This is a genomic window from Paenibacillus sp. J22FR21 (assembly GCF_056269135.1).
This window is the reverse complement of sequence record NZ_JBWDNJ010000007.1, coordinates 102,569-123,606: the sequence shown is the minus strand read 5'-3', so window position 1 is coordinate 123,606 and position 21,038 is coordinate 102,569. Positions and strand designations below refer to the sequence as shown.

General features: G+C 49.8%; 13 protein-coding genes. 4 read left to right on the top strand and 9 right to left on the bottom strand.

Translation table 11 applies throughout. The features are described 5' to 3' along the window. Positions 1 to 87: 87 nt before the first annotated feature. The 3 genes from AC0YNS_RS23785 to AC0YNS_RS23775 all read right to left on the bottom strand — a co-directional run bounded on the left by AC0YNS_RS23785 (position 88) and on the right by AC0YNS_RS23775 (position 5,263). Entirely contained in the window at positions 88 to 1,794 is a 1,707-nt protein-coding gene (locus tag AC0YNS_RS23785) for an ABC transporter substrate-binding protein (RefSeq protein ID WP_475783635.1), read from the bottom strand. A 146-nt stretch (positions 1,795 to 1,940) separates the two neighbouring features. Further along, a complete protein-coding gene (locus tag AC0YNS_RS23780; RefSeq protein WP_475783426.1) occupies positions 1,941 to 3,665 on the bottom strand; it encodes a sensor histidine kinase in 1,725 nt (574 codons plus the stop codon). Between the two features lie 23 nt (positions 3,666 to 3,688). Continuing rightward, positions 3,689 to 5,263, bottom strand: coding sequence for a response regulator transcription factor (locus AC0YNS_RS23775; protein ID WP_475783425.1), 1,575 nt, complete (start codon positions 5,261 to 5,263; stop codon positions 3,689 to 3,691). Between the two features lie 252 nt (positions 5,264 to 5,515). Here AC0YNS_RS23775 and AC0YNS_RS23770 point away from each other — a divergent pair, with 252 nt between their 5' ends. Then, positions 5,516 to 6,085 (top strand): N-acetyltransferase family protein, encoded by a 570-nt coding sequence (locus AC0YNS_RS23770; protein WP_475783424.1) that lies wholly within the window; start codon positions 5,516 to 5,518, stop codon positions 6,083 to 6,085. A 548-nt stretch (positions 6,086 to 6,633) separates the two neighbouring features. On the opposite strand, the gene AC0YNS_RS23765 is transcribed toward AC0YNS_RS23770, so the two are convergent. From AC0YNS_RS23765 to AC0YNS_RS23750, 4 genes are all read right to left on the bottom strand, one after another. Next, positions 6,634 to 8,661 carry a DUF5107 domain-containing protein gene (locus AC0YNS_RS23765; RefSeq protein WP_475783423.1) on the bottom strand — a complete coding sequence of 676 codons (2,028 nt, stop codon included), beginning with the start codon at positions 8,659 to 8,661 and terminating at the stop codon, positions 6,634 to 6,636. 24 nt (positions 8,662 to 8,685) lie between these two features. Continuing rightward, the gene (locus AC0YNS_RS23760; RefSeq protein WP_475783422.1) at positions 8,686 to 9,528 is read right to left on the bottom strand and encodes a carbohydrate ABC transporter permease; all 843 of its coding nucleotides are present in this window, start codon (positions 9,526 to 9,528) and stop codon (positions 8,686 to 8,688) included. A 17-nt stretch (positions 9,529 to 9,545) separates the two neighbouring features. Beyond that, entirely contained in the window at positions 9,546 to 10,463 is a 918-nt protein-coding gene (locus AC0YNS_RS23755) for a carbohydrate ABC transporter permease (protein WP_475783421.1), read from the bottom strand. A gap of 92 nt (positions 10,464 to 10,555) precedes the next feature. Further along, on the bottom strand, positions 10,556 to 11,995 hold the full coding sequence (locus AC0YNS_RS23750; protein ID WP_475783420.1) for an ABC transporter substrate-binding protein: 1,440 nt from the start codon (positions 11,993 to 11,995) through the stop codon (positions 10,556 to 10,558). 302 nt (positions 11,996 to 12,297) lie between these two features. Here AC0YNS_RS23750 and AC0YNS_RS23745 point away from each other — a divergent pair, with 302 nt between their 5' ends. Genes AC0YNS_RS23745 through AC0YNS_RS23735 form a run of 3 tightly spaced genes read left to right on the top strand, consistent with a single transcriptional unit; the run spans position 12,298 to position 17,169 of the window. Continuing rightward, positions 12,298 to 14,115, top strand: a complete 1,818-nt coding sequence (locus AC0YNS_RS23745) for a sensor histidine kinase (protein WP_475783419.1) — start codon at positions 12,298 to 12,300, stop codon at positions 14,113 to 14,115. After that, complete coding sequence (locus AC0YNS_RS23740) at positions 14,108 to 15,565, top strand: response regulator transcription factor (protein ID WP_475783418.1); 1,458 nt, start codon at positions 14,108 to 14,110, stop codon at positions 15,563 to 15,565. Before AC0YNS_RS23745 ends, AC0YNS_RS23740 begins: the two co-directional genes overlap by 8 nt. Beyond that, positions 15,562 to 17,169 (top strand): extracellular solute-binding protein, encoded by a 1,608-nt coding sequence (locus tag AC0YNS_RS23735; protein WP_475783417.1) that lies wholly within the window; start codon positions 15,562 to 15,564, stop codon positions 17,167 to 17,169. The genes AC0YNS_RS23740 and AC0YNS_RS23735 overlap by 4 nt, the downstream gene beginning before the upstream one ends. A 382-nt stretch (positions 17,170 to 17,551) precedes the next feature. Here AC0YNS_RS23735 and AC0YNS_RS23730 read toward each other — a convergent pair whose 3' ends face one another. After that, the gene (locus tag AC0YNS_RS23730; protein WP_475783416.1) at positions 17,552 to 19,558 is read right to left on the bottom strand and encodes a hypothetical protein; all 2,007 of its coding nucleotides are present in this window, start codon (positions 19,556 to 19,558) and stop codon (positions 17,552 to 17,554) included. Between the two features lie 220 nt (positions 19,559 to 19,778). After that, positions 19,779 to 20,564 (bottom strand): DUF429 domain-containing protein, encoded by a 786-nt coding sequence (locus tag AC0YNS_RS23725; RefSeq protein WP_475783415.1) that lies wholly within the window; start codon positions 20,562 to 20,564, stop codon positions 19,779 to 19,781. Positions 20,565 to 21,038 lie beyond the last annotated feature (474 nt).

The following is a 21,038-nucleotide window of genomic DNA, read 5'->3' as shown; positions in this document are numbered from 1 at the left end:
TCCATACCTACCCGGTTCTATACGTCTAAATTAGGAAAGGCCGGCCCCGTACTGCATGCGAGCTCCGGCCTTCCCCCTTACACTTGATTAGCCTTTAATCTTTGCCACTTTTTCTTTGACTTTTTCAGTCATCGTTTTCTCGTACTCACCTACAGGAAGCTTGTTAATTTCGCCTACATACTCGTTCCACAGACCGTCGAATTTATCCGGCGATGCAAGGACGATTTTCGCAAAATATTTACGTTGTACGTCTGGTTTCTTAGCCGTGTAGATTTGTGCATCCGAACCTTGCTCAAGTGCGATACTCCATGCTGGGTACCAAGGACGCTCATCCGGAGCGGCGAACATTTCTGCGTACGTTTGAACGCCGTATTTCGCAAGACGATCTTTCTCAGCAGGCGTAAAGGATGCTTGTGCAACTTCCGGTTGTCTGCCTGGGTTTACAGCATTGCCATCCGGGAAGGTGGAGCCTTGACCGTACATTGGCCAGTAGTACTCGAAGTAGCCGATACCGACTTGACGTTTGTAGTCGTTATCTTTAAGCTTGTCTATTTCTTCTTGTGTTCTGTACAATCTGCCTTTGTCGTCCACTTCATAGTTCTTGCCTTGAATGCCCCACTGTACCATCTTCTGGTTCTCGTCCGTAAGCAGGTTATTGAAGAATTTAATAATACGAACTGGGTCTTTCGCGCTTGTCGTGATTCCCACTCCGCGGTTGTTAACAAAGGAAGCCGGATCGATGTATTGGTCTTTCACGCCTGCATCGAATACGATTGGCAGCGGGAAATACTCCAGATCGTCGTTGCCGCCGTTTTTCACCGTCTCGGTTTTCAACGTTTGCAGCGCTTGGTTCACCTGCCAGCCGTAATCAAAGAAGCCAAGTACTTTACCGGAAGTCAGCTTCGCCAAGTATTGATCGTAGTTGTCTACGAAGGAGGACTTGTCGAACAAACCTTCAGCATTAAACTCATTCAACTTCTTCAACCAACGTTTGGTATCATCGTTAGCTGCGTAGATTTTGGAATCCATCGAAGTCATATCGACTTGAACTTCGCCGTCATTCGGGAAGCCCGCAAGATGGTTCGGCGGGTTCGTTGTTGCAAAGAAGCGCCAGTCGTGCGTCAGGGACATGAAGCCCGTCAATTTGTCGTCTTTATGTTTGCCTGCATAATCTTTAATCAGGTTAAAATACTCGTCGAATGTTTTGATTTTCGGATAGCCGGCATCCTTCAAAACGCGGTTTTGCACCCAGAATGCGCCTTGGTCAATCGTTGGGTTTGGTTTATATTCACCTACGATGGCACTGAATGGCAGGAAGTAAACGTTGCCGTCTTCCGCTTTCATCAGGTTCATGTAAGGGCCGTAAACGCGTTTAATGTTTGGACCGTATTGATCGATAAGATCGTTAAGCGGAATGAATGCGCCTGCTTCCAACACTTTATCGATGCCTGAATCAGGAGCCAGGATATCCGGATATTCGTTGCTTGCGATCATCGTTCCGATCTTCGTATTCAAGTCGCCTACAAGATGCTCCATCTTGAAGTTGACGCCCGTTTGATCCTCCAGGATTTTACCGATTTCCGTCTTATTCGTATCTGTGTCTTTGTTTGCCGTAGCATTGAAATAAGTGAAGGTTACCGGCTCCGCTTTCTCCGGCTCAGCTGCCTCAGTTGTGTTCGTAGTTGTGTCTGTGTTAGTCGTAGCAGCATTGCCTGTTTCCTTTGGAGCGTTTTCATTTGCATTGTTATTGCCGCTGGAACAGCCGACAATACTCATCATCAGCGTGAGCGACATGATGCCTAGTTGCCATTTCTTTCTCGTTTTCAAAGAAAAGTCCCCTTCCTGCTCTATAATTTGTAAGCGCTTCAATTGAACATCTTCAGTATACAAAGCAGAGCAATCTTTGTTTACCAGGTAAACTATATATCGCGCTTAGTAAATTAAAGAGATCGTATTTCGATCCGAATCGACGTTCCCGCCCCTTTGCTGCTCTCCAAGTCGAAGGTCGCCTGGTCGCCATAAAACATCTTCAGCCGCAAATACACATTGCGAATGCCGATGCTTTCCCCGCTCTCTTCCTCGGTCGAATACAGGTTTTGCAGCAGCTCTTTTCGTTTCTCTTCCGTCATCCCCACCCCGTTATCACTGACCACGCAGAGAAGTCCCTCCGGAGATTTGCGCACGCTGATCGTGATGAAACCGGCGTTCTTCAAGGGCTCGATACCGTGGATGCTCGAGTTCTCGACAAGCGGCTGCAGCGTCATCTTCGGAATTTTCTCTGTGGCTGCGTCCGGATCTACCTCAATGCTGTAATCCAGCTTGTCCCCGAATCGGTATTTCTGAATCTGCAGGAAACTCTCGACCAAATCGAGCTCGTCCTTAACCGTTACCATATCTCTGCCCCAGGACAGAGATTTACGGAAGATCTTCGCCATATGATGAATGATTTTGGCTGTCTCTTCCTCGGACTTCATCAAGCTCCGCATCCGAATCGTCTCCAGCGAGTTAAACAGGAAATGCGGATTGATCTGGCTTTGGAGCGCATGCAGCTGCGACTGATTGCGGCTAAGCTCCAGCTCCTTCTTCTGAATGTCGGCCATATAAACATCATGAATCAGACTCTTGATCTGCATCGTCATCCGGTTGAATTCCGTTGTCAGCTGGCCGATTTCGTCATTCGTCTCTTCGTTGTCGATCAGCTCGAAGCTGTGGTTCTTCACCCGCTTCATCTGCCTCAAGATGCGAAATAGCCGCTGATTGAGCGAGCGCGTAAACCAGACGATAATGAGCGTAGGAACAAGTATGTTCGGGAGCGCCATATAAATAACGAATTCCCGTGACTTCCGAACCTCTACTAAGACCTCACGCTCCTGGAATTTCCCCACAACATGCCAATTCATTAGATATTCCTTGTTCGCAAAGCCTTCATCGAAAATAATGCCATCATTCTCCGAGTCCTCTCCGCTGTACTTCTTGCCTGACGAATACTGAACGGTATCCCCTTCGAGCAGATACACGCTGCCCTCCAGCGTTACATTGCTTAATACTTGCTTGATGAGGCCGGGATCCAGGTCAATCTTGATGATTTTATCAAAATTATTCTGCCCCGCAGAGCTGCTCATTCGTCTGACAATGCTGATCCCGGGATCAGTGATCGAGATCGACAAGTTATTGCGAACGAGGATCGGATTGGCCGTACCTGAGCTTACCAACCGCTTATACCACTCTGCATCAGGACTAATTTGTGAGATTGGCGAAACATAGCCGCCATAAATAATCGTATCGTTATTCGTGTAGATGGTAATGTTCTGAATCGCTCTGTATACAGGTGCGTATTTCTCCAGCATGTCCGTAATATAAGAGTGGTAGTTCATGACGTAATCCGATGAATAGACATAGCGTTGATCCAAGTAGTCATTCATGATGGAATCGTTATAAAGGACGGACGAGATGCCCACTACGGCATCGATCTGATACATGAACTCGTTGCGCATCTGCTCAATGGCCAGCGACAAATCCTTCATCTTCTGATTCTTCACGTTATTCGTCGTAATGTTGTAGAAGATGACGTTCGTGAGCACGACCGGAATTAACACGGATAGAAAATAGATCATCAGCATCTTGCTTCGAAGCCTGATGTTGTGGAAGGCGCTGCTTATTCTCATGAACGTGAATCCTCCTGCGCCTTCTATGTTTTTGCGATCATCGCATTTTTGTATTCGGTCGGGGTTTTCCCTTCCACTTTCTCGAATTGGCAGACGAAATAATCCGCATTCCCGAATCCGACATTAGCCGCGATCTCGTAAATTTTCTTATCCGTCTGACGAAGCTGACTCTTCGCTTCTTGAATCCGAATCTGCAGCAGAAACTCATTGAAGTACATGCCATATGACTTCTTGAATAGTTGACCTAAGTAAACCGGATTCATATAGAAGAGCTTGGCAATGCTCTTCAGGCTGATATTGCTGGCATAGTGGCTCTCGATGTAGCTTTTGATTTTGCCAATCTCGCCTTTCCCGATCTTGCTGCGCAGCGACGCCATATAAGCCGTACATTCCGTTAGGAATTCCATCAGCAGCCCCTTAACACTCTCTAGGGTTCGAGGCTCGTTATCCCAATGCATAATGGGATTGAAGGCCACCAGTTTATTCACGTCGCCTTGCATCGTCTGGATAATCCGAGTTGCGCCGTGCACGCATCTGGAGATCGAAGCGCGCATCGATTCCAAGGCGAAGCCTTGCTCGCGAAAGGCTGCAAACATCGCATCCACAAGCTTCGTAATGGCCTCGCTGTCATGCTCTTCCAAGCGCTCCATCAGCTCGGTGTATTGCGTCTGCTCAATCTCCTTGTACTGCAAAGCCGTGCCTTTGATGTCGTCATAGAGGATCGCCGCTTTAGGCGCCTGCGCGAATTTATATTTCATCGTTTCCATCGCGGTCATATAAGAAGCTTTCACCTGATCCAGACCGACAGTTCGCTCGCCAACATACACACTGGTGACGCCTTCGCCTCTTCCTGCCGTCCCCCTGATCAGATCATCTGCAAGCCGCATCACCCCATCCGGCCTTGGATCCGATGGAATCAGAAATCCAAGGCCGTAGGGACTCGGAATGTAGATGAATGGTTCTTGATCCGGCGCATGCCGCTTCACTACTTTAATGACGGCTTCCTTTATCTCGCCAATCTGTTCGTTCTTCTCTTCCTCACTCAAGCGGGAAGGGACGTTATTGAGCTCAAGCGCAATGTATCGCAGCGGTTTATCGATTGGCAGCCCCAAGTATTGCGATGCATCCGCAAGCAGCTTCTCATCTGATTTTCCCGAGAGAAGCTGTTCAAACAGCGAGATTTGAAAAAGCAGCTTGCCGCCTTCTTGCCACGTCGGTCGCTCATTGAGCATCTCATTAATCCGCCCTAAGGTTTCCATAAGCTCGTTCTCGTCAATTGGCTTGAGCAAATAATCATGAACGCCGTAACGAACGGCCTGTTGTGCATATTTGAAATCGCCATATCCGCTGATAATAATAAATTTGATCTCCTTGCTGATTCGCTCCTGAACCGTCTGAATAAGCTCAAGCCCATCCAGCACAGGCATACGAATGTCGGTAATGACGAGATCCGGCATCAGCCGCTCAATTAATGCGAGCGCTTCTTCCCCATCTTCAGCCTCGCCAACGATCTGAAAGCCACATTTCTCCCAAGGGATAAGTCCTACAAGCCCTTTGCGCGCAAACATTTCATCGTCAACCAGAATCGCTTTTCTCATAGGAATGCCTCCGATTTTGGTTTATCTATCACTGTAATCGCTTACAAGTCGTGTCACCAGAAAGTTTCTGTTCCTGTAGTATTTTCAAAGTTAATCCATTTTACTAAGACATGTTGTTTTCGTAAACGTAAAGAAGTATAGATTTTACTTTGTATTCTAAAGAAATGGTGCCGATTGCGTTCTATTACCTGTTCTGTGATACTCTAAGGCTAGGGATTTGGGCTACAACCGTCAAGTTATTAATGAGGTGAAATGATGGGCAACATAACGATTGAAGTGATAGAAGATGGCAATATTGAGCCATGCCGGGCGCTTTGCGATGAACTGATGGCGTTTCAGCAGACCCAAGCAACGATGCTGCCGGAAGTTTTTGATGCGATGAATTTCGATACCCGCATGAAGCGAAGCTATGACCGTGCGCCGGAAAGTCAGGTTATCGTCGCGAAGGATGACGGTGAACCGATTGGCTATGTATTCTCGACCATTGGTCAGCTCGACGAAAGCAGCAGGAATGCTTACCCCGACTGGGCTCCTCGCGGAGGCAAGGGCTTCTATCCGGATTGGGATGATCTGCCCACTAAGGTCGGCTGCTTGAACAATTTGTATATCCGTGACGGCTACCGAGAGATGAAGCTTGGCTCCAGGCTGTTCGACATGTCGATCGCCTGGCTGGAAAGCTCCCCGAATGTGGACATCATCTTCATCTATATATCCAATGGTAATGATGCAGCGCTGAACTTCTACCTCAGTCGCGGGTTCACCTACAGCCACGAGGTGTTTGGCGGGTTTATTAAGGCGGTTTATAAGATTACGCGCAGATAGCGAAAAGAACCCCAATGCGTGCATGCCGCGGGGTTCTCGGATTAGAAAAACCCAACGTTAGCCATAACGCCGGGTTTCTATTTGCTTTTTGTTTTGTGTGAGAACGTGAGAACACCTACTGAATCTCTAACGGTTGTCAGCGCGCTTATTTCATGAAATTAACACCTTTATAAATTGTAACGGTTGTGAGCATCGTTATATGCTGCATAATGGTTGATTTTTATCGGAAAATGGCCGAATAAGCTCGCTGGCAACCGTTAGAAAATAAAAACGTTCTTTTCAGGCCATTTAGCCGCTGTCACAACCGTTACAGTTCCTAGCCCCACCTTGTTTGCACAAATGTTGCAGAATGTGCAGCATTTCCGAGGATAAGGTCCTGTGTTGACGAAAATGTTGCCCGTTAGGCAGCATTTTCGTCTCTGCAGCCGCCTAGGATCAAATTCACGCTGAAATGTTGCAGTTTACGCAGCATTTCACGGTATTTGCCCCCAGGAGGGGATAAAATGTTGCCTTTCCGGCAACATTTCTCACTTGCTCCCCCACCAGCCTTAACCGATCATCCGGAAATCAATATGGGTCGGCGGCGGACAAAGCTGCATCGCTTCTTCAATCAGCTCCGGTGTCAGCTCGACGTTCCTTTGTGCAGCGAGCTTCTTGGCGTTGTACTTAAACCACAGCTCGATGATCAAGGTTTCGCCCTCGCGGATGACGGCGAATTCGGTGGCGAACAGCTTCTCCATAAATGCATCATGCCCAAGCTCCAGCGCGACAGCGCCTACAATAATCTGAATGCGGTCGCTGCTCGCGAATGCCGGCGGCAGCGATTTGTATACGCGCCACGCCCCCTCGTAATCCTTGTTCTGAATCACGAGATTAAGGTACTCTTCCACGAATGCCCGGTCCGGGAAACGACCGGAAACACCATACGCCTGCTCATAATAAGCCAGCGCGCGATCCGTCTCGCCACGCTGCTTCATCACCACGGCTAAATTCCGGTATACCCATGCCGAAGGCTTCATACGAAGCGATGCTTCCCAAGCTTCGATCGCCTCCGCGTCCAGCCCTTTCTCATAACGCATGACTCCGTCATGCAAGAGTGCCGTCCACGTACGATTATCAGCGTGCTCCAGGCTGCGCTTCAGCCTGTCCATCCATGCGTCTTGAATCATCCAAGACGGCGGAACCTCTTCAACATCCTGCTCCGGAAGATAATCTTCCCGCAGTAGGACAAGCCAAGGCTCCTGCTCCGCCCCGAGCGTCTCATCCGTGAAGAGGAAGCCTTGCGGGACGCCAACACCGCCCTCGCTCTCCCTCCGCAATCGCTCTAACGCGCCCCAGCCTGAGCCCGTATGCAGCGACAATTCCGGCGTTTTGCCCGCCAGCGCCTGATATTTCGCATGCGCGGCATACACCTCTTCCTCGCTGAGCTCCTGACTGACTTGCTCTTCTATATATTCACGTGCCTGATCCCAATTCTCCCGATAAGCCGCTTCCGTATCGATACCGCTCAGCATGCCAATCATTTGCGTAAAATCCCAGACGGAATGCGCAGGCATCTCGATGTCATGCAGCTGCGTTGGCGCGAACCCGCCCTGCACCTCGATGTAGTTGCCTTCGCCCGGTTTCGCCAAGAAGTCGCACCACCGTCTGCCTCCTGCGTGATTGCCCCAGCAGAACATTTTCCGATACCGAAGCCTTGAAGTCGATCGCTCGAAGAACATGCGGCCATCCTCATAGGCGACAGCTTCCCACGGTGACTTCTCGGCTGCAGGCGTCTGGAAGAAATACTCGCTCGCATACGGGAATCCCATCGGATAGGACACGTCCACACCCGGAACAGATGGAAGAATCGGCATGCGGTCAGCGCCATAGCCCTTCTGCGCAGGGTCGATATAGATAACATCGCCTGTCCCCGAGAACACCCGTGATCGCTCGGTCTCTTCTACCGCGATATTCGTCCACCAATACATAGGCACGGCCGCCGCTTGATCATTCACGATACGGACATAGACCCCTAACTGCCTGGCACCCGGCGGCAGATGAAAATCGATATGCCAGAACAGATTCTTGCATCGCTCATACTCGTAGATGCGAAGAAACTCGTTTCCTGCATCATCGGTGAGCTTGGCTGCGTGCATCGGCGAACTGGTCGTGAACGTATGTCCTACATGACCGATATTCCACTCGATCCCGCCCGAGAACCACGCGTTCAGAATGGCTAAATTAGCCGGCTGGAACACCGGATTCCGGTACAGGATCTCACGCCCCGTTGCCTTCTCTTGCAGCGAATACAGCCTCCCGCCGTATTCCGGCAGAAACACAGCTTTCAGCATGTCATTTTCCAGCACAATCGTCTTCAGTTCAATCGTATCGCGCTTCCTCGAATACCGATCCTGCATCCGATACGGCAAATACCGCTCGCCGGTATTGTCCCCCATATATAGCATATGTTCCGGCGTCAGACTGCCGTTATCCGTTACTTCGCGATGCGCGTTCTTATTTCTGAACATCGGCAGGGGGTTCTCCCCTTCCGGCCGTGCTCCCTCAATCGTCAGACTTGCGGTCGTCACCAACATGGCGGTCCATCATCTCCCCAGCTTTTATCCTTTTACAGCGCCTACAGTCAAACCCGAGATAATTCGCTTGGATACGAACAAATACACGATAAAGCTAGGCAGAAACACGACCATACAGGCCGCGAAGATACCGCCGTAATTGCCCGTATTGGCATACCCGTACACGATGGATTGCAGCGATAACGCGAGTGTGCGCGAATTGGCATCATTGGAGAAGATCAGCGCGAAGAAGTATTCGTTCCACACCCCTAGAAAGTTGAAGATCGATAGCGTAATGATGCCCGGCTGTGCCACCGGCAGAATGATTTGGATGAACGCTCGAATCGGACCACAGCCATCCATTGCGGCAGATTCCTCAAGCTCTTTGGGAACCGAGGAGAAGAAGCTGGTGAGAAAAAACACGGCAAACGGTACGTTCGTGCAAATATAAACGAGAATCAGCGTAATGATCGAGCCGGTCAGCTTCAATTCCACGAAGATCGAGAACAGCGGAATCGAGATGAGAATACTCGGAATCGCAAGCGCGGACATGAACATCATGTTCAGCAGCCCGCGTCCCTTGAAATGAGCTCGGCCCAGCATGTACGCAGCCGGAGCCGCAACGACGACGATGCCGATGCAGGCCGTAACCGTATAAATAACACTATTCGCAAAATATCGCCCAATGTCCTGCTGCTTGAACAAGTCCGTATAGTTAGAGAAATGGATGCCGCTTTTCAGTAAGGAATTCGTGAAAATATCTCTCGTTGAACTCAGCGATGCCAGGATGACCCAACCGAACAGAATGACGGAGAAGATCAGCCAGCCATAGAGCGGAATGTAAGCCGGTAATAGATTCATTTTCTTTCGCATTGCTACGCTACGCATGAAGATTCCTCCTCCTCTTAATATTCCAAACGGTCCCTCGGGAAAAGTCGGCTGATGAGTGCAGATGCAACCAGAGTCGCTAACGTAATCAAGATGCCTACACTAGCTCCTGATCCGACGTTGAATGCCCCGCCATCGGTCAGCACGGAGTTACCTTTGGCCATGCCGAACACCTTCTGGTACATGTAATACCCCGGTGTAACGGTATGCGGATCATCGAGCCCGAACGTCGCCGACCATACGAAGAAATTGAACGCCGTGATGGTCCATAAGACCAGCGTCGTACGAAACACATCCCGCAGCAGCGGCAAGGTGATTTTGAAGAACTTCGTCCACGAACTCGCCCCCTCTAACGTAGCCACTTCGTAGAAATCGCCGGGAATGCGGTTGATACCGGCATTCAGGATAAGCATGAAATAACCGATCGAACCAAAGCTGAACGCCATAATCATGGCATAGTAAATATGCTCGTTATCCGTCCACTGTATATTGGCAAGCGCCGTTAAGCCCAGGCGATTAAATACGGAGGTTAGCAATCCGAAACTCGAATTGTAGATATACTGCAGCCATACAACGGACATGACCACCGCGGAGACCGTATTCGGCAGGAAAATAAGCGACCGCCAGAAGTTTTTCCCTTTTACCCCGGATGTAAGGATGGCCGCATAGAGGAATGCAAAGGTGAAGATCAGCACGCCACCAAGCGCCCATATGCCAAGAACATTTTTGACGGACCCGATAAAATAAGTGCTGCTCGTTACATCCTTGTAATTCAGGAGGCCAACAAACTTCCACTCCGCAATACGGCTGGAGAGAGTCGGGATATTATAGAAGCTCATAGCGAATGTACGCAAAGTCGGATAGAGAAAAATAGCCAAATATATAATGACGGCCGGCGCTAAGAACAGCGCGATAATCGATTTTTTCATTCTCATGACAGCACCCCCGCAACATGTCAGCCCTCAAATTCGTAAAACGCGGCGCTCCCACGAACGCCGCGTTCCGTTTGCAATAGCGTTACTTAGCCTTACTTGCCTTCATAGAACTTTTTCGCTTGGTCTGCCATTTTGCTCACGTACGCTTCCGGCTTGATCTTGCCTGTTGCCAGCTCCATGAATGTCGGGAGAACCGTGCCGCTCGAGAAATCGCCGCCGTTGTCGATACCGAAGCCCCAAGGCATGTTAACCTTCGCGTTGCCGAAAGCAACTGCAGCTTCCGCAAGCGGAGCAGGCCATGTCGAGTCAATCGTAGCCGGAATCGCAAGTGCTTGCGCCGACATGCCCTCTTGCGCTTTCTTGCCGACAAGGTACTTCACTAGCTCGAATGCAGCAGGAACGTTCTTGCTGTTCTTATTCATCAACAAGCCTTGTGCGCCGAAGGAAAGTCCTTGTTGGCCGCCCTTGTCATTGCCGTTCGCCACGACAGGGAATTGGAAGGAGCCCCATTGGAAGTCAGGACCTGCTGTTGCCGCTACTTCGTTCGGCAGCCAAGTGCCGTTCAAGTACATGGCCACTTTGCCCAGTGCCAGATCTTGCTGTCCTGCCGGATACTTATTACCTGCGATTTTCTTGGAGAAGTATCCTTTGTCATTCAGGATTTGCATGTCTTTCGCAAACTGGAGGACGATCGGATCTTTCCACATCTCGCCTGTTTTGTCTTTGACCAGACTGTCGGTCCAATCGCTGCCCATCGCGCTTCCGAGGTAACCGCCGATGAAGAGATCGCGGTAAGCATCATCGAATGTTAACGGCTCTACGCCTGCTTTCTTGAGCAGCTCGCAATCCGCCAGGAACTCTTCCCATGAAGTAGGAACCGCAGTGATGCCTGCTTGCGCAAACAGGGCTTTATTGTAGAAGAACAGAACCGCGTAAGGCTGCTGAGGAATGGCATAGTAGCCTTCTTCAAGACCTGCCGGCGCAGCCAGTGATTTGACCCAGTCCATCAGCGATGGAAGCAGGGAATCCTTCACGGACTTGCCATCGATACCGATCGACGGCTGCTCCAAGAGCTCGTCAAGCTTCAATACATGATCCTTCAGATTGCCGAGCGCCGAGCCCGGGTCTTGCTCGAAGATATCAATTTGCTCTCCGCTTTCGAGAGCCGGCTTGATCAGTTTATTAATGTCACGACCGTTATACTTCACTTCGACATCCACATTCGGGTTTGCAGCCTCAAATTCTTTGACAGCCTCATCAATGACTTTCGCCTGCGGCTCCGCATTGCTCCACATCGACCAGAAGACGACCTTCCCCTCCAGGCCTGCTGCGGTGCTTTCGTCTGTAGTCGCATTGGCAGCATTCGTATTCGTGCTCGTATTTGCAGTTGCAGCGGTGTTCGTAGATTCCTTGTCATTCGCAGAAGCATTCGTTGTCGCGTTATCGTTGTTTGATTTCCCGCAGCCCGACAATACGGACAGCGCCAGCATCGTCGTTAACGTTAATGCGGCTAATGGTTTCTTTCTGATCAAAGTGAATTCCCCCCGGCATGTAATGGCTTACAAATGTGATTATAGGCGCATTATTCCGAATTAAGTATGACCGCGGATTAGATAAAACTGGATTAAACTAAGCCTGCTTTGGAACGCAAACAAACAGAGAGGAGACACCGGCCCCCTCCTATAGGCAACTTGAAGAGCAAAAAGTATGTAAACCAATTATAAGAATATGGATTAATCTAAGAGCTTTGCTTGAAACCGACTCTTTCGAAATCGATGATGGTATACTCATTTACATAAACTCCATTTCACTCTCGATACGGACAGGTGCTATCATGGGAATTTTAACGAGATTGCGCATCAAGACGCAGCTTCAGTTGGCTGTTGCACTCATTGTGATCATCATGCTGATGATTATTTACTCCTTGTACACCCAAACCTCTCAAATTGTAATTAAGAACAACAATCAATATACCGAAGATACCATTCGTAAATTCAAGCTTAATCTCTCGCAGAAGACCGATGAAATCAGTCAGATTATTCTCAGCCTAGGGTTCGATCCCTTCGTGCAGAAATTCATGACGCAGAACGACCCCAGCTTACTGTACGAGATGAGTAATGAACTGGACCGCAAGATCATCTCATTAAAGGCAGGCCGAACAGGCTTCCGGGATATCGTCTTAATCGGTACCAGCGGGATGCGCTACAGTCTTAACGGCAGCATCGATTTCGTGCAGCGCTCCAACCAAGCAATCGAATCCAGCAAGACCGTGTATGTCAGCGGCTTGGAGGCCTATGACTACAGCTCCGCTTCAAAGAACAGCATGCTGTTCGCTCAGAATATCTATTCCAGCGACCTCGGCAACGGCACGGATGGCAACAGAATCGGCTACATAGCCGTCATTATCGACGTGGAGGCGATGTTCTTCGATGTCGACAGGAGCAAGGCGGAGCCCGGCGTCGGATTCTATCTCATCGACCACTTCGGCAGTGTCTATCCGGAGACGAATTCGCCCGATATCACCAGAACAATTAGTACGTTAAGCAGCCAGCATAATAGTGAGCAGAAGCTGACCGATTCTATCGGTGGCGTCAAGGGTGCCATCCAGATCCAGCGGCTCGACCAGATCAATGCTTCCGTGCTCAGCTTCGTTCCGCAAGAAGCGCTGTTAGCGGAGCTCGACTCCGTGCGTAACCGCAGCATTCTCATCGTTATCCTATCGATTCTACTCATGGCCGTGCCTTTCGCGGTGATTACGAATAATATCGTGCAGCCCATTCAGCGGCTCGTGCGATTCATTAACGGCATCAAATCCGGCAGCATCAAAGATCTGAAAACAACCATTCACCTGGAAGGCAATGTGGAAATGAACGTGGTCGCCGAGAATTTGAACGGGATGTTAAGTGAGATCGACAATCTTACGCATCGCCTCGTCGAGACAAACACCCATCTGCTGGAGGCGGAGATCGAGAAGGAGAAAGCCGCCACGGCTTATCTGCGCAGCCAGATCAATCCGCATTTTCTGTATAACACGTTAGAATCGATTAAAGGTGTTGCGCTGGAAGCAGAGGCTCCTCAAATCGTCGAAATGACTAAGGCACTCGGCAAGTTGTTTCATTACAGCATCAAAGGCTCCGGTTACGTCACGCTCGATCAGGAGCTGAATGCGGTCAAGTCTTACGTATATCTGCAATTGATTCGTTTCGAGGATCGTTTCGACGTTACCTATCATTTCACGGACGAAGCCCTGCAAGTATCGGTGCTCAAAATGATTCTGCAGCCGCTCGTGGAGAATGCGATTTTCCACGGACTTGAACCGAAAACCTCCAAAGGAAACCTCACGATCGTCGGTGAAGTCGAGAATGGCAGGACGCTCGTGCTCCGCATCACCGACGATGGAATGGGCGTCGATGAGGAAACCTTGCACCGTATTCAAAGCAAATTGTTGGAGAAACCTTCCTCATTGAGCCGTGACGGTCAGGATTCATCGGACAGCGACAGCATAGGTTTGCTTAACGTGAATAATAGACTTCGTTTAGCTTATGGCTTTCAATATGGGCTCACCTTCGAAAGTGAAGCCGGTCATGGAACATGCATAACCCTTACGATGCCAAGTCACTACGTACAACAGGGAGGGGATATCCGTGTATAAAGTACTTCTCGTGGACGATGAGAATCTTGTTCTGAAGAGTTTGGCGGCAGGCGTGGATTGGAAGAAGTCCGGCTTCTCTGTTGCGGGCAAAGCGAATAATGCCACCAAAGCGCTTCAATTGATTCAAGAGCTCGAGCCGCATGTCGTGTTTACCGATATCCGCATGCCGGGGTTATCGGGCCTTGAGTTAATTAAGCAGATTAAAGAACTGGACAAGGATATTCAAATTATCGTCATTAGCGGCTACGCTGAATTTGCCTATGTTCAGAAGTCCTTGAATTACGGCGTGCTGGGCTACTGCCTCAAACCCTTCGACGATCATGAAATCCATACCTTGCTTCAAACGGCAGCCGGTAATCTGGATGAGATCAAACACAAGCGCGAAGGCAAGCTGCTGGAATTGCTCGATGATCCGGCTACGGCAAGGGCACAATCCTCTTTTCATGAAATCTTAACGGATGCCGGCGTCACTTCAGATGCCATTTATCTTCTCGTTACCGTCGGCGGCAAAGGCCGGTTAACGTTCCTTGCGGAGACGAATTATGTCGGCCTTAATCTTGGTAATTCCCGCAGTGTCTATTGGGTGCAGGCGGCTGATCGGGATGCGTTATTAGCAGCGATCCAATTGCCTTTGCAGGGCGGCATTCTTGGCATAGGCATCCAGCAGTCAGACCGGAATCTAGAGGGCATGATGCAGCGAATCGAACAATGCACGGTGCGTGCCTGGGATTTCTTTATTCATAATCGCCGGGATCTGTATTGGGAGGAACAGCAGTCGAAGGAGGATACAGCAGCGCTTCTGATCCGAAGGCTTGAGCGAGCGGTAGCGAAGCGTGAATTCACCCTTGCCAACGACTTGCTGGATGAGATGTGTCTGCCTTCGAATAAGCTATGCCTCACGATCTACCATACGCTCCGAATCTATAATATCGTTTATTTTCATTCTGCTTCTCATTCGTCCGAGGACGATTACATCTTCAGTAAGGAGCAGCTGCATCATCTCTATCCGAGCTTCGATCAGATGATCGAAAGCTTGAAGGAGAGCCTAAACGACGAGCTTGAGTGGGCCTCTGAATCTGTTGTAAGCGCATCCCGCCCTGTGAAGGGCGAAACCGAACACGCGAACTTGAAGGAAATCATTAAATATATGAATGAAAACTATCGCAATCATATCTCCATCCAGAGCATCTCGCGCATCTTCTACCTGCATCCGAACTACTTAAGCCAGCTGTTCAAGCGTGAGATCAAAGTGACGTTTACGGAGTACTTAACGAATGTGCGACTAAAAGAAGCGAAGAACCTGCTGCGTACGACGAATCTGCCGATTGGCGAGGTTGCGGAAACGATCGGGTTCCGAGATTACTTCTATTTCACGCGCATCTTCAAGAAGAACACCCAGCAAACTCCGAAGCAATATCGAATGCTGAGCAACGGGGGCGGCGAGTCATGAAGATGAACATTGTGACGAGACGGCTGTCCCTTCTGCTGGCAATCGTATTGCTGGTTGCCACTGCTGTAGGCTGCCGCGACACCAGCCAGCAGAGACTGCCGGCGCAGCCCGCTTCCTCTGCTCCGCCTGAGCATATGGATATTTCCGTTGCGATCTGGGAGCTGACGGATAACTCGCTTGCAGAGGACCCGCTTATCCAACGCTTAGAGAAGAAGCTCAACATCACGATAAAACCGATTGCCATTACTACCGCAAATTACGTGCAGCAGTTTCAGATGTGGGCTTCCACGGGCCAGTTGCCTGATATCTTCGCAGTGGATGCCGTGAATTCCCAGTACTACCGCAATTGGAGAGATCAAGGCGTCATTAAGCCGCTGCCCCGCGATTTATCCGCCTATCCGTATTTGGCCAAGTATTTGGCAACGCCTGAATTTCAAGATCTGAAGGACAACGGCAAGCTGTACTTTATCCCGCGCAAAACCTACGACAGCACCGACTATAACGTTCTGGACCGATTGGTTGCCTATCGTTGGGATCTGGCTCAGCAAGCAGGCATTACCAAAGAACCTGAGACATGGGATGAGTTCCGGGCCATGCTAAGAGCGATTGTGGATAAAGATCCGGAGAACAAGCGTATTACAGGTCTCACCTCCGTCTCCAAGCTGCTGCTGGGCGGATTGTTCTGGCTGTACAGCTCGCCTGCTGCAACAAGCGACGGCAGCGGCAGTGATTTTAAATGGATCAAGGAGGATGGGCGCTTTATTCCAGCCGTATTCTCGAAACACGCTGTCGAGTCCTTGCAGCTGCTTCGAGATTTCTATACGGACGGATTGATTGATCCGGATCTGCCGATTACCAGGGGCAATATGGGCTTTGATAAGTTTGCCGAAGGCAAGGTGGCGGCACTCATCACATCCGGGATGTTCCGCTCCGTGGACTCCAATATAAACAAGAATCGCTGGCAGAAGCTGCACCCGAAGGATGAGGACTTCTACGATAGTGTCCGGTTCCTCAAGCCTCTTCCGAGCACGGACGGCAACAGATACGGTGCGGTGTTCAAAACCTTCTGGTCCGAGAGTTACATCTCGTCTAAGGTGAGCGAGGCTAAGATGGACCGCATCCTGCAGCTGTTCGACTACATGAACTCTCCGGAATTTCTGGAGATGCGGCATTACGGCCTGATCGATGTCGATTACACAAAGAGTGGAAATGCCATACAGAAGAGCGATCCGAATACCAACATTCTATTAAAATATCCATCGTTCACAGCCTTCGCGAATTTGGTCAACTGGGATGGCATGTTCGGGCTGGATCCCAATTTCTCCGGCATTTCGCCCGAAGCCTACGATGCGCAGCAGGAACTGATTGATTACTCCTTGCGCATGACGAGCAAGCAGGCATACGAGCCGCGGCTGACGAACCTATCCACGAGGGCGAAGGATACGTTCACCATCTTCGACAACGATGATATGATTCGCGTCATGATCAGCAAGCTGCCCGTTGAGGTGATATGGAAATCCATCATCGACGGCTACAAGGCCAAAGGGCTGGATCGGATGATTAATGAAGTTAATGCCGAAGCGAAAAGAATGGGCATCGAATAAAAGGTACAGTCCCTCAGCGTTATTGAGGGACTGTACCTTCTCAGGCTGTCGAGAACGTCTCGACAGCCACTTTTTTGTCGATACAACTTGAATAAAACTTTAACGGTTGTCAGCGTGGCTATTTCATGAAAATGAGCCCTTTGGAAACGCTAACGGTTGTGACAGACGTTATCTGTAGCAAAATGATCGATTTCTAGTGAAAAACGTTCAAATAAGTTCGCTCGCAATCGTTAGAAAATAAAAAGGTTAAATTTATACCGTTTAACCGCTGTCACAACCGTTAAAGTTGGAATGCAACAATGCATGCGCTCATTGCTCACGAAAGGACAGAACATTAAGAAGATTGCCCCTCACCACTCATGACACTTTGTACCCTGCCTGCTTACTGCACTCTCAAATTATCGAAGTAGTAATCCAGCGTCGTTCTGCCGTTAAGTTGAGCGGTAAAGCCGGACCACACATATAAATTCACATTGTTGATTTGATGGCGATTGGCCTGGGCGATTCCGGTCAAGCTGATGGTCACGGTGTTCCACTGGTTGGCCGTCAAATTAGGCAGCCGGTTCTCATAGATGACGCCGCCTGTTTGATCCTGGAGCTTCAACACAATGGGTTCGGTTTGCCCCGATGGTGATTGGGTTGTCGGATACACATCGATCTTCAAACTGGTAGCGTTAGCAATATCTACATAAGGACTGCTAATGGTGTAGTAGCCGTTAGCCCAGCCGCTCGAAGGCACCGTGTAATGGAACTTGATGGATTGAGCGCCTTCGGTTTTCTTCGTAGTATCTGCTGTTCGCGTAGCCTCTCCTGCCCATTGCGCCGTATTCTCAAAGCCGCTAATTAAGAGGCCCGAAGAGGAAGACGTCGTTGTAACTGTGTAGCTGTCGATATCCGCTGCCGGATTATCGGCGGAGTCTCGCTGAATCTTAATTGTATTCGATGTACCCGCATTCAACGGTATCGTTATGGAGCCCGTATTGGAGAACGTGTTCCAGCTGCCCGTTGGCGCGAAGCTGGTTTGCTGGATTTTCACATTGTTCACGTACAAGCTTAACGTTCTCGCATTCGTATTCGCGTTGGAGAAGCGGACAACTAGAGTCGCATTCCCTCCTGCGCCGCCATTTACACTGTTGACTTGGGAAGACGCGCCTACACTGTTCAAATTACCGACAACCTTGCCATTAGACGCATTAGTTGCATTCTGCTGCTGCCCGCCGCCGGCATAGGTTCCGTTCTCCGCTTCGTAGACCGTCGTTCCTCCCGTAGGCGGCGGCGTCGTACCGCCATAACCTGAGGTGGCCGGAGCAGGTGGCGGAGGCGAGTTCGTCATAATCGAGAGAAGCTGGCTCATGACAGGCTTAAACGTATTATTGTTGCGCAGCAATCCGAAGTTGGATTCCGGATCATTCAGATTGGTGCTGCCATCTTTGTACGTATACAGAAACATCGGCCCCGTCCAAGCTGCCCACGCAGACTGCGTCCACACTTGGAAGGCAGACACGATATAGTCGCTTTGCTGCTGCTCCGTTACCGTATTCGGACCGGATGTGGGGTATCCGAATTCCGTTGCCCATATTTGCTTGCTTCCGTCTCCGTTGTTGGCCATAATCGTATGAATTTCATTCGCCCGCAGAAGGGCGTTCCATACGCTCGGCGTTGTCGGAGCCGCAGGCCAGCAATAAGGATGAATCGCGAGCGCATCAAAATAGTTCTTTCCTCCGTTCGCATAAATCCCAGTCACCCAATCATACGGATCCACGATTCCCGATGTATTGATGAGGTTTGCCGGTGCGCCGTTAACGATCGTAACCGGTACTTGCAAGTCCGTAGAAGCTGCACGGATGGCAGTCGATCCCGGAATGAGAATATTGCTGACGAATAAAGAAGGACTGGATTGCACCGAGTAATTCGGCTCATTCCATAACTCATAAGTCGTTACGCCAAGCGGCAAGTAGCGTCTTACGGCAAGATCGAGGAAGTTCTTCCACGCGTTGATGTTCGCCGCATTCGGATAGTAGCGGGTATCCGAATTTCCGCCATTCGCCCAGCTCGGCGTGTAGCCGGCTACGAGCATTACCTTCAGCCCTCTGCTAAGCGCTGTGTTGACCATTTTGTCAGGCCAGCTCCAGTCATAGGAGGTAGCTCCGCCTGCTTGCACAATGTCCCATTTCAAATCCAACCGCACCCACTTCAAGCCTGCGGCTACGACATTATCTGCGGCCGTATTGAGTTCTGCTTGCGTCCCAAAATACCATTGCCCCATTATTCCGCCTCTTGTATTCGGCGTACTGTAAGCGCTAACACTTGATGGCATGGCTAACGTCGAGATCAACATAGCCAGCATGGCGATAATCAGTACAACCGAGATCCTGCTGCTTCTTTTCATGATAGAACCTCCCAATCGAGTTTTAATCATGTCGACCCGTGGTGGATAGAAGCTTTCTTGCATTGCGTTGCGTTGCGTTGCACGACAGGTAACCAATCTTCCCCCTTTGTGAGTGGATTAGCACAATGTCTCTATTGTGCTTTGCGCATATCGTACTTTACAGCCAAATAGGCGTCAATTGAAGATTTTTACCTCTGTTCTATTGGAATTATGATTGTTGTTACTGCTGCGCATAAACGATTTCAATCGGAATGCCCGACAGATCGTTTAGTGGCGGCTCGTTCGTGATACGCCTTGTACTTGCCGGGTTCTCCATCATCAATCGAGCGGTCAGCGCAAGGACTGTCGCATCCAGGACATCGTCCATTTTAGCTGAAACATTGTTCCAGACCGGGTCTCCGCCACTAGCGACATCGTTGATATAATTCGGGATATGGGCCTGAATAACCGCGAGCCGTTCGAATAAGCCTGGGAGATGATGCTTGCTCGAGAAGCTTCCACGATTCGATAAAGCCAGGAAACAAACTTCAGGATGTGCTTCCGAAACCACGGAACGGTCCGCGATGCTTAATACGAAGTCACGTACATTCGCAATTCTGGGGACCAATGCATAGCCGGGAGGGGTCAGATTAATTTGCGTTTCTGTAACATTAATGCCATTAATCGCGTTGTACCTCTCTCTTGGCGATCGTGCTGGTTCGCCATCCGATTCTGCACGTGTAAGGCGCCGCCACTCCTCTAACGCATTGTAACTTGGCGCATGGAAGCATCTCTTCTTATTGGCAGGACCCAGCATATCCATAACTAATTCATCACACCGACGTTTGCCGCTGCTGCTAAGCCCGAGCGGCATATCGATCAGCAGCTTCCGGCAGGTCGTGCCGAATTCGGCCCAGAGCTCTTCCAAACGTTCTACCTGAACATAGCGGATTGTCGTCTCTTCCTCTGTACCATCCAATAGAGCTGCTACCCATTGATTTTTGGAGCCGTCAACACCGATATACACGCATTCTTCCCCCTATTGAAAACCTATGATCGTTCCACACAATATTCCCATCATACTCCGCTTAGATGATCATTCGCTAGTCTGAGACTCTATCTCTCTCAAGGTAGACTACCGCTCTGATTGGTAGGCAATCAGCAACATCACTGCAGCCAAAAAGTAACCCTTCCGGCTTAATTGGGGGCCGGCTGTCACAACCATCCAACCATCATGTGTTGGTTAGGGGACTCCCCTTGCAGCTCGAGGCTGCTGTCTTACGAACATTCGTGAGTTTCTCCGCAAGCTGTGCCTGACTGAGCATGAGCTTTGAGATGCTCAGCCTGTTTTTGCTATTTTGGGAAGTGCGAAATATTTTAACGAACCGTACGGGGCTTATTTGTCCGAAAATAGCTCCCAAAAAATTCTAACGAACCGTACAGGTTCTATTTGATGGTATCGAGGCAATTGGAAGCCGATTTTCCCAGAATAAGGCCTGTA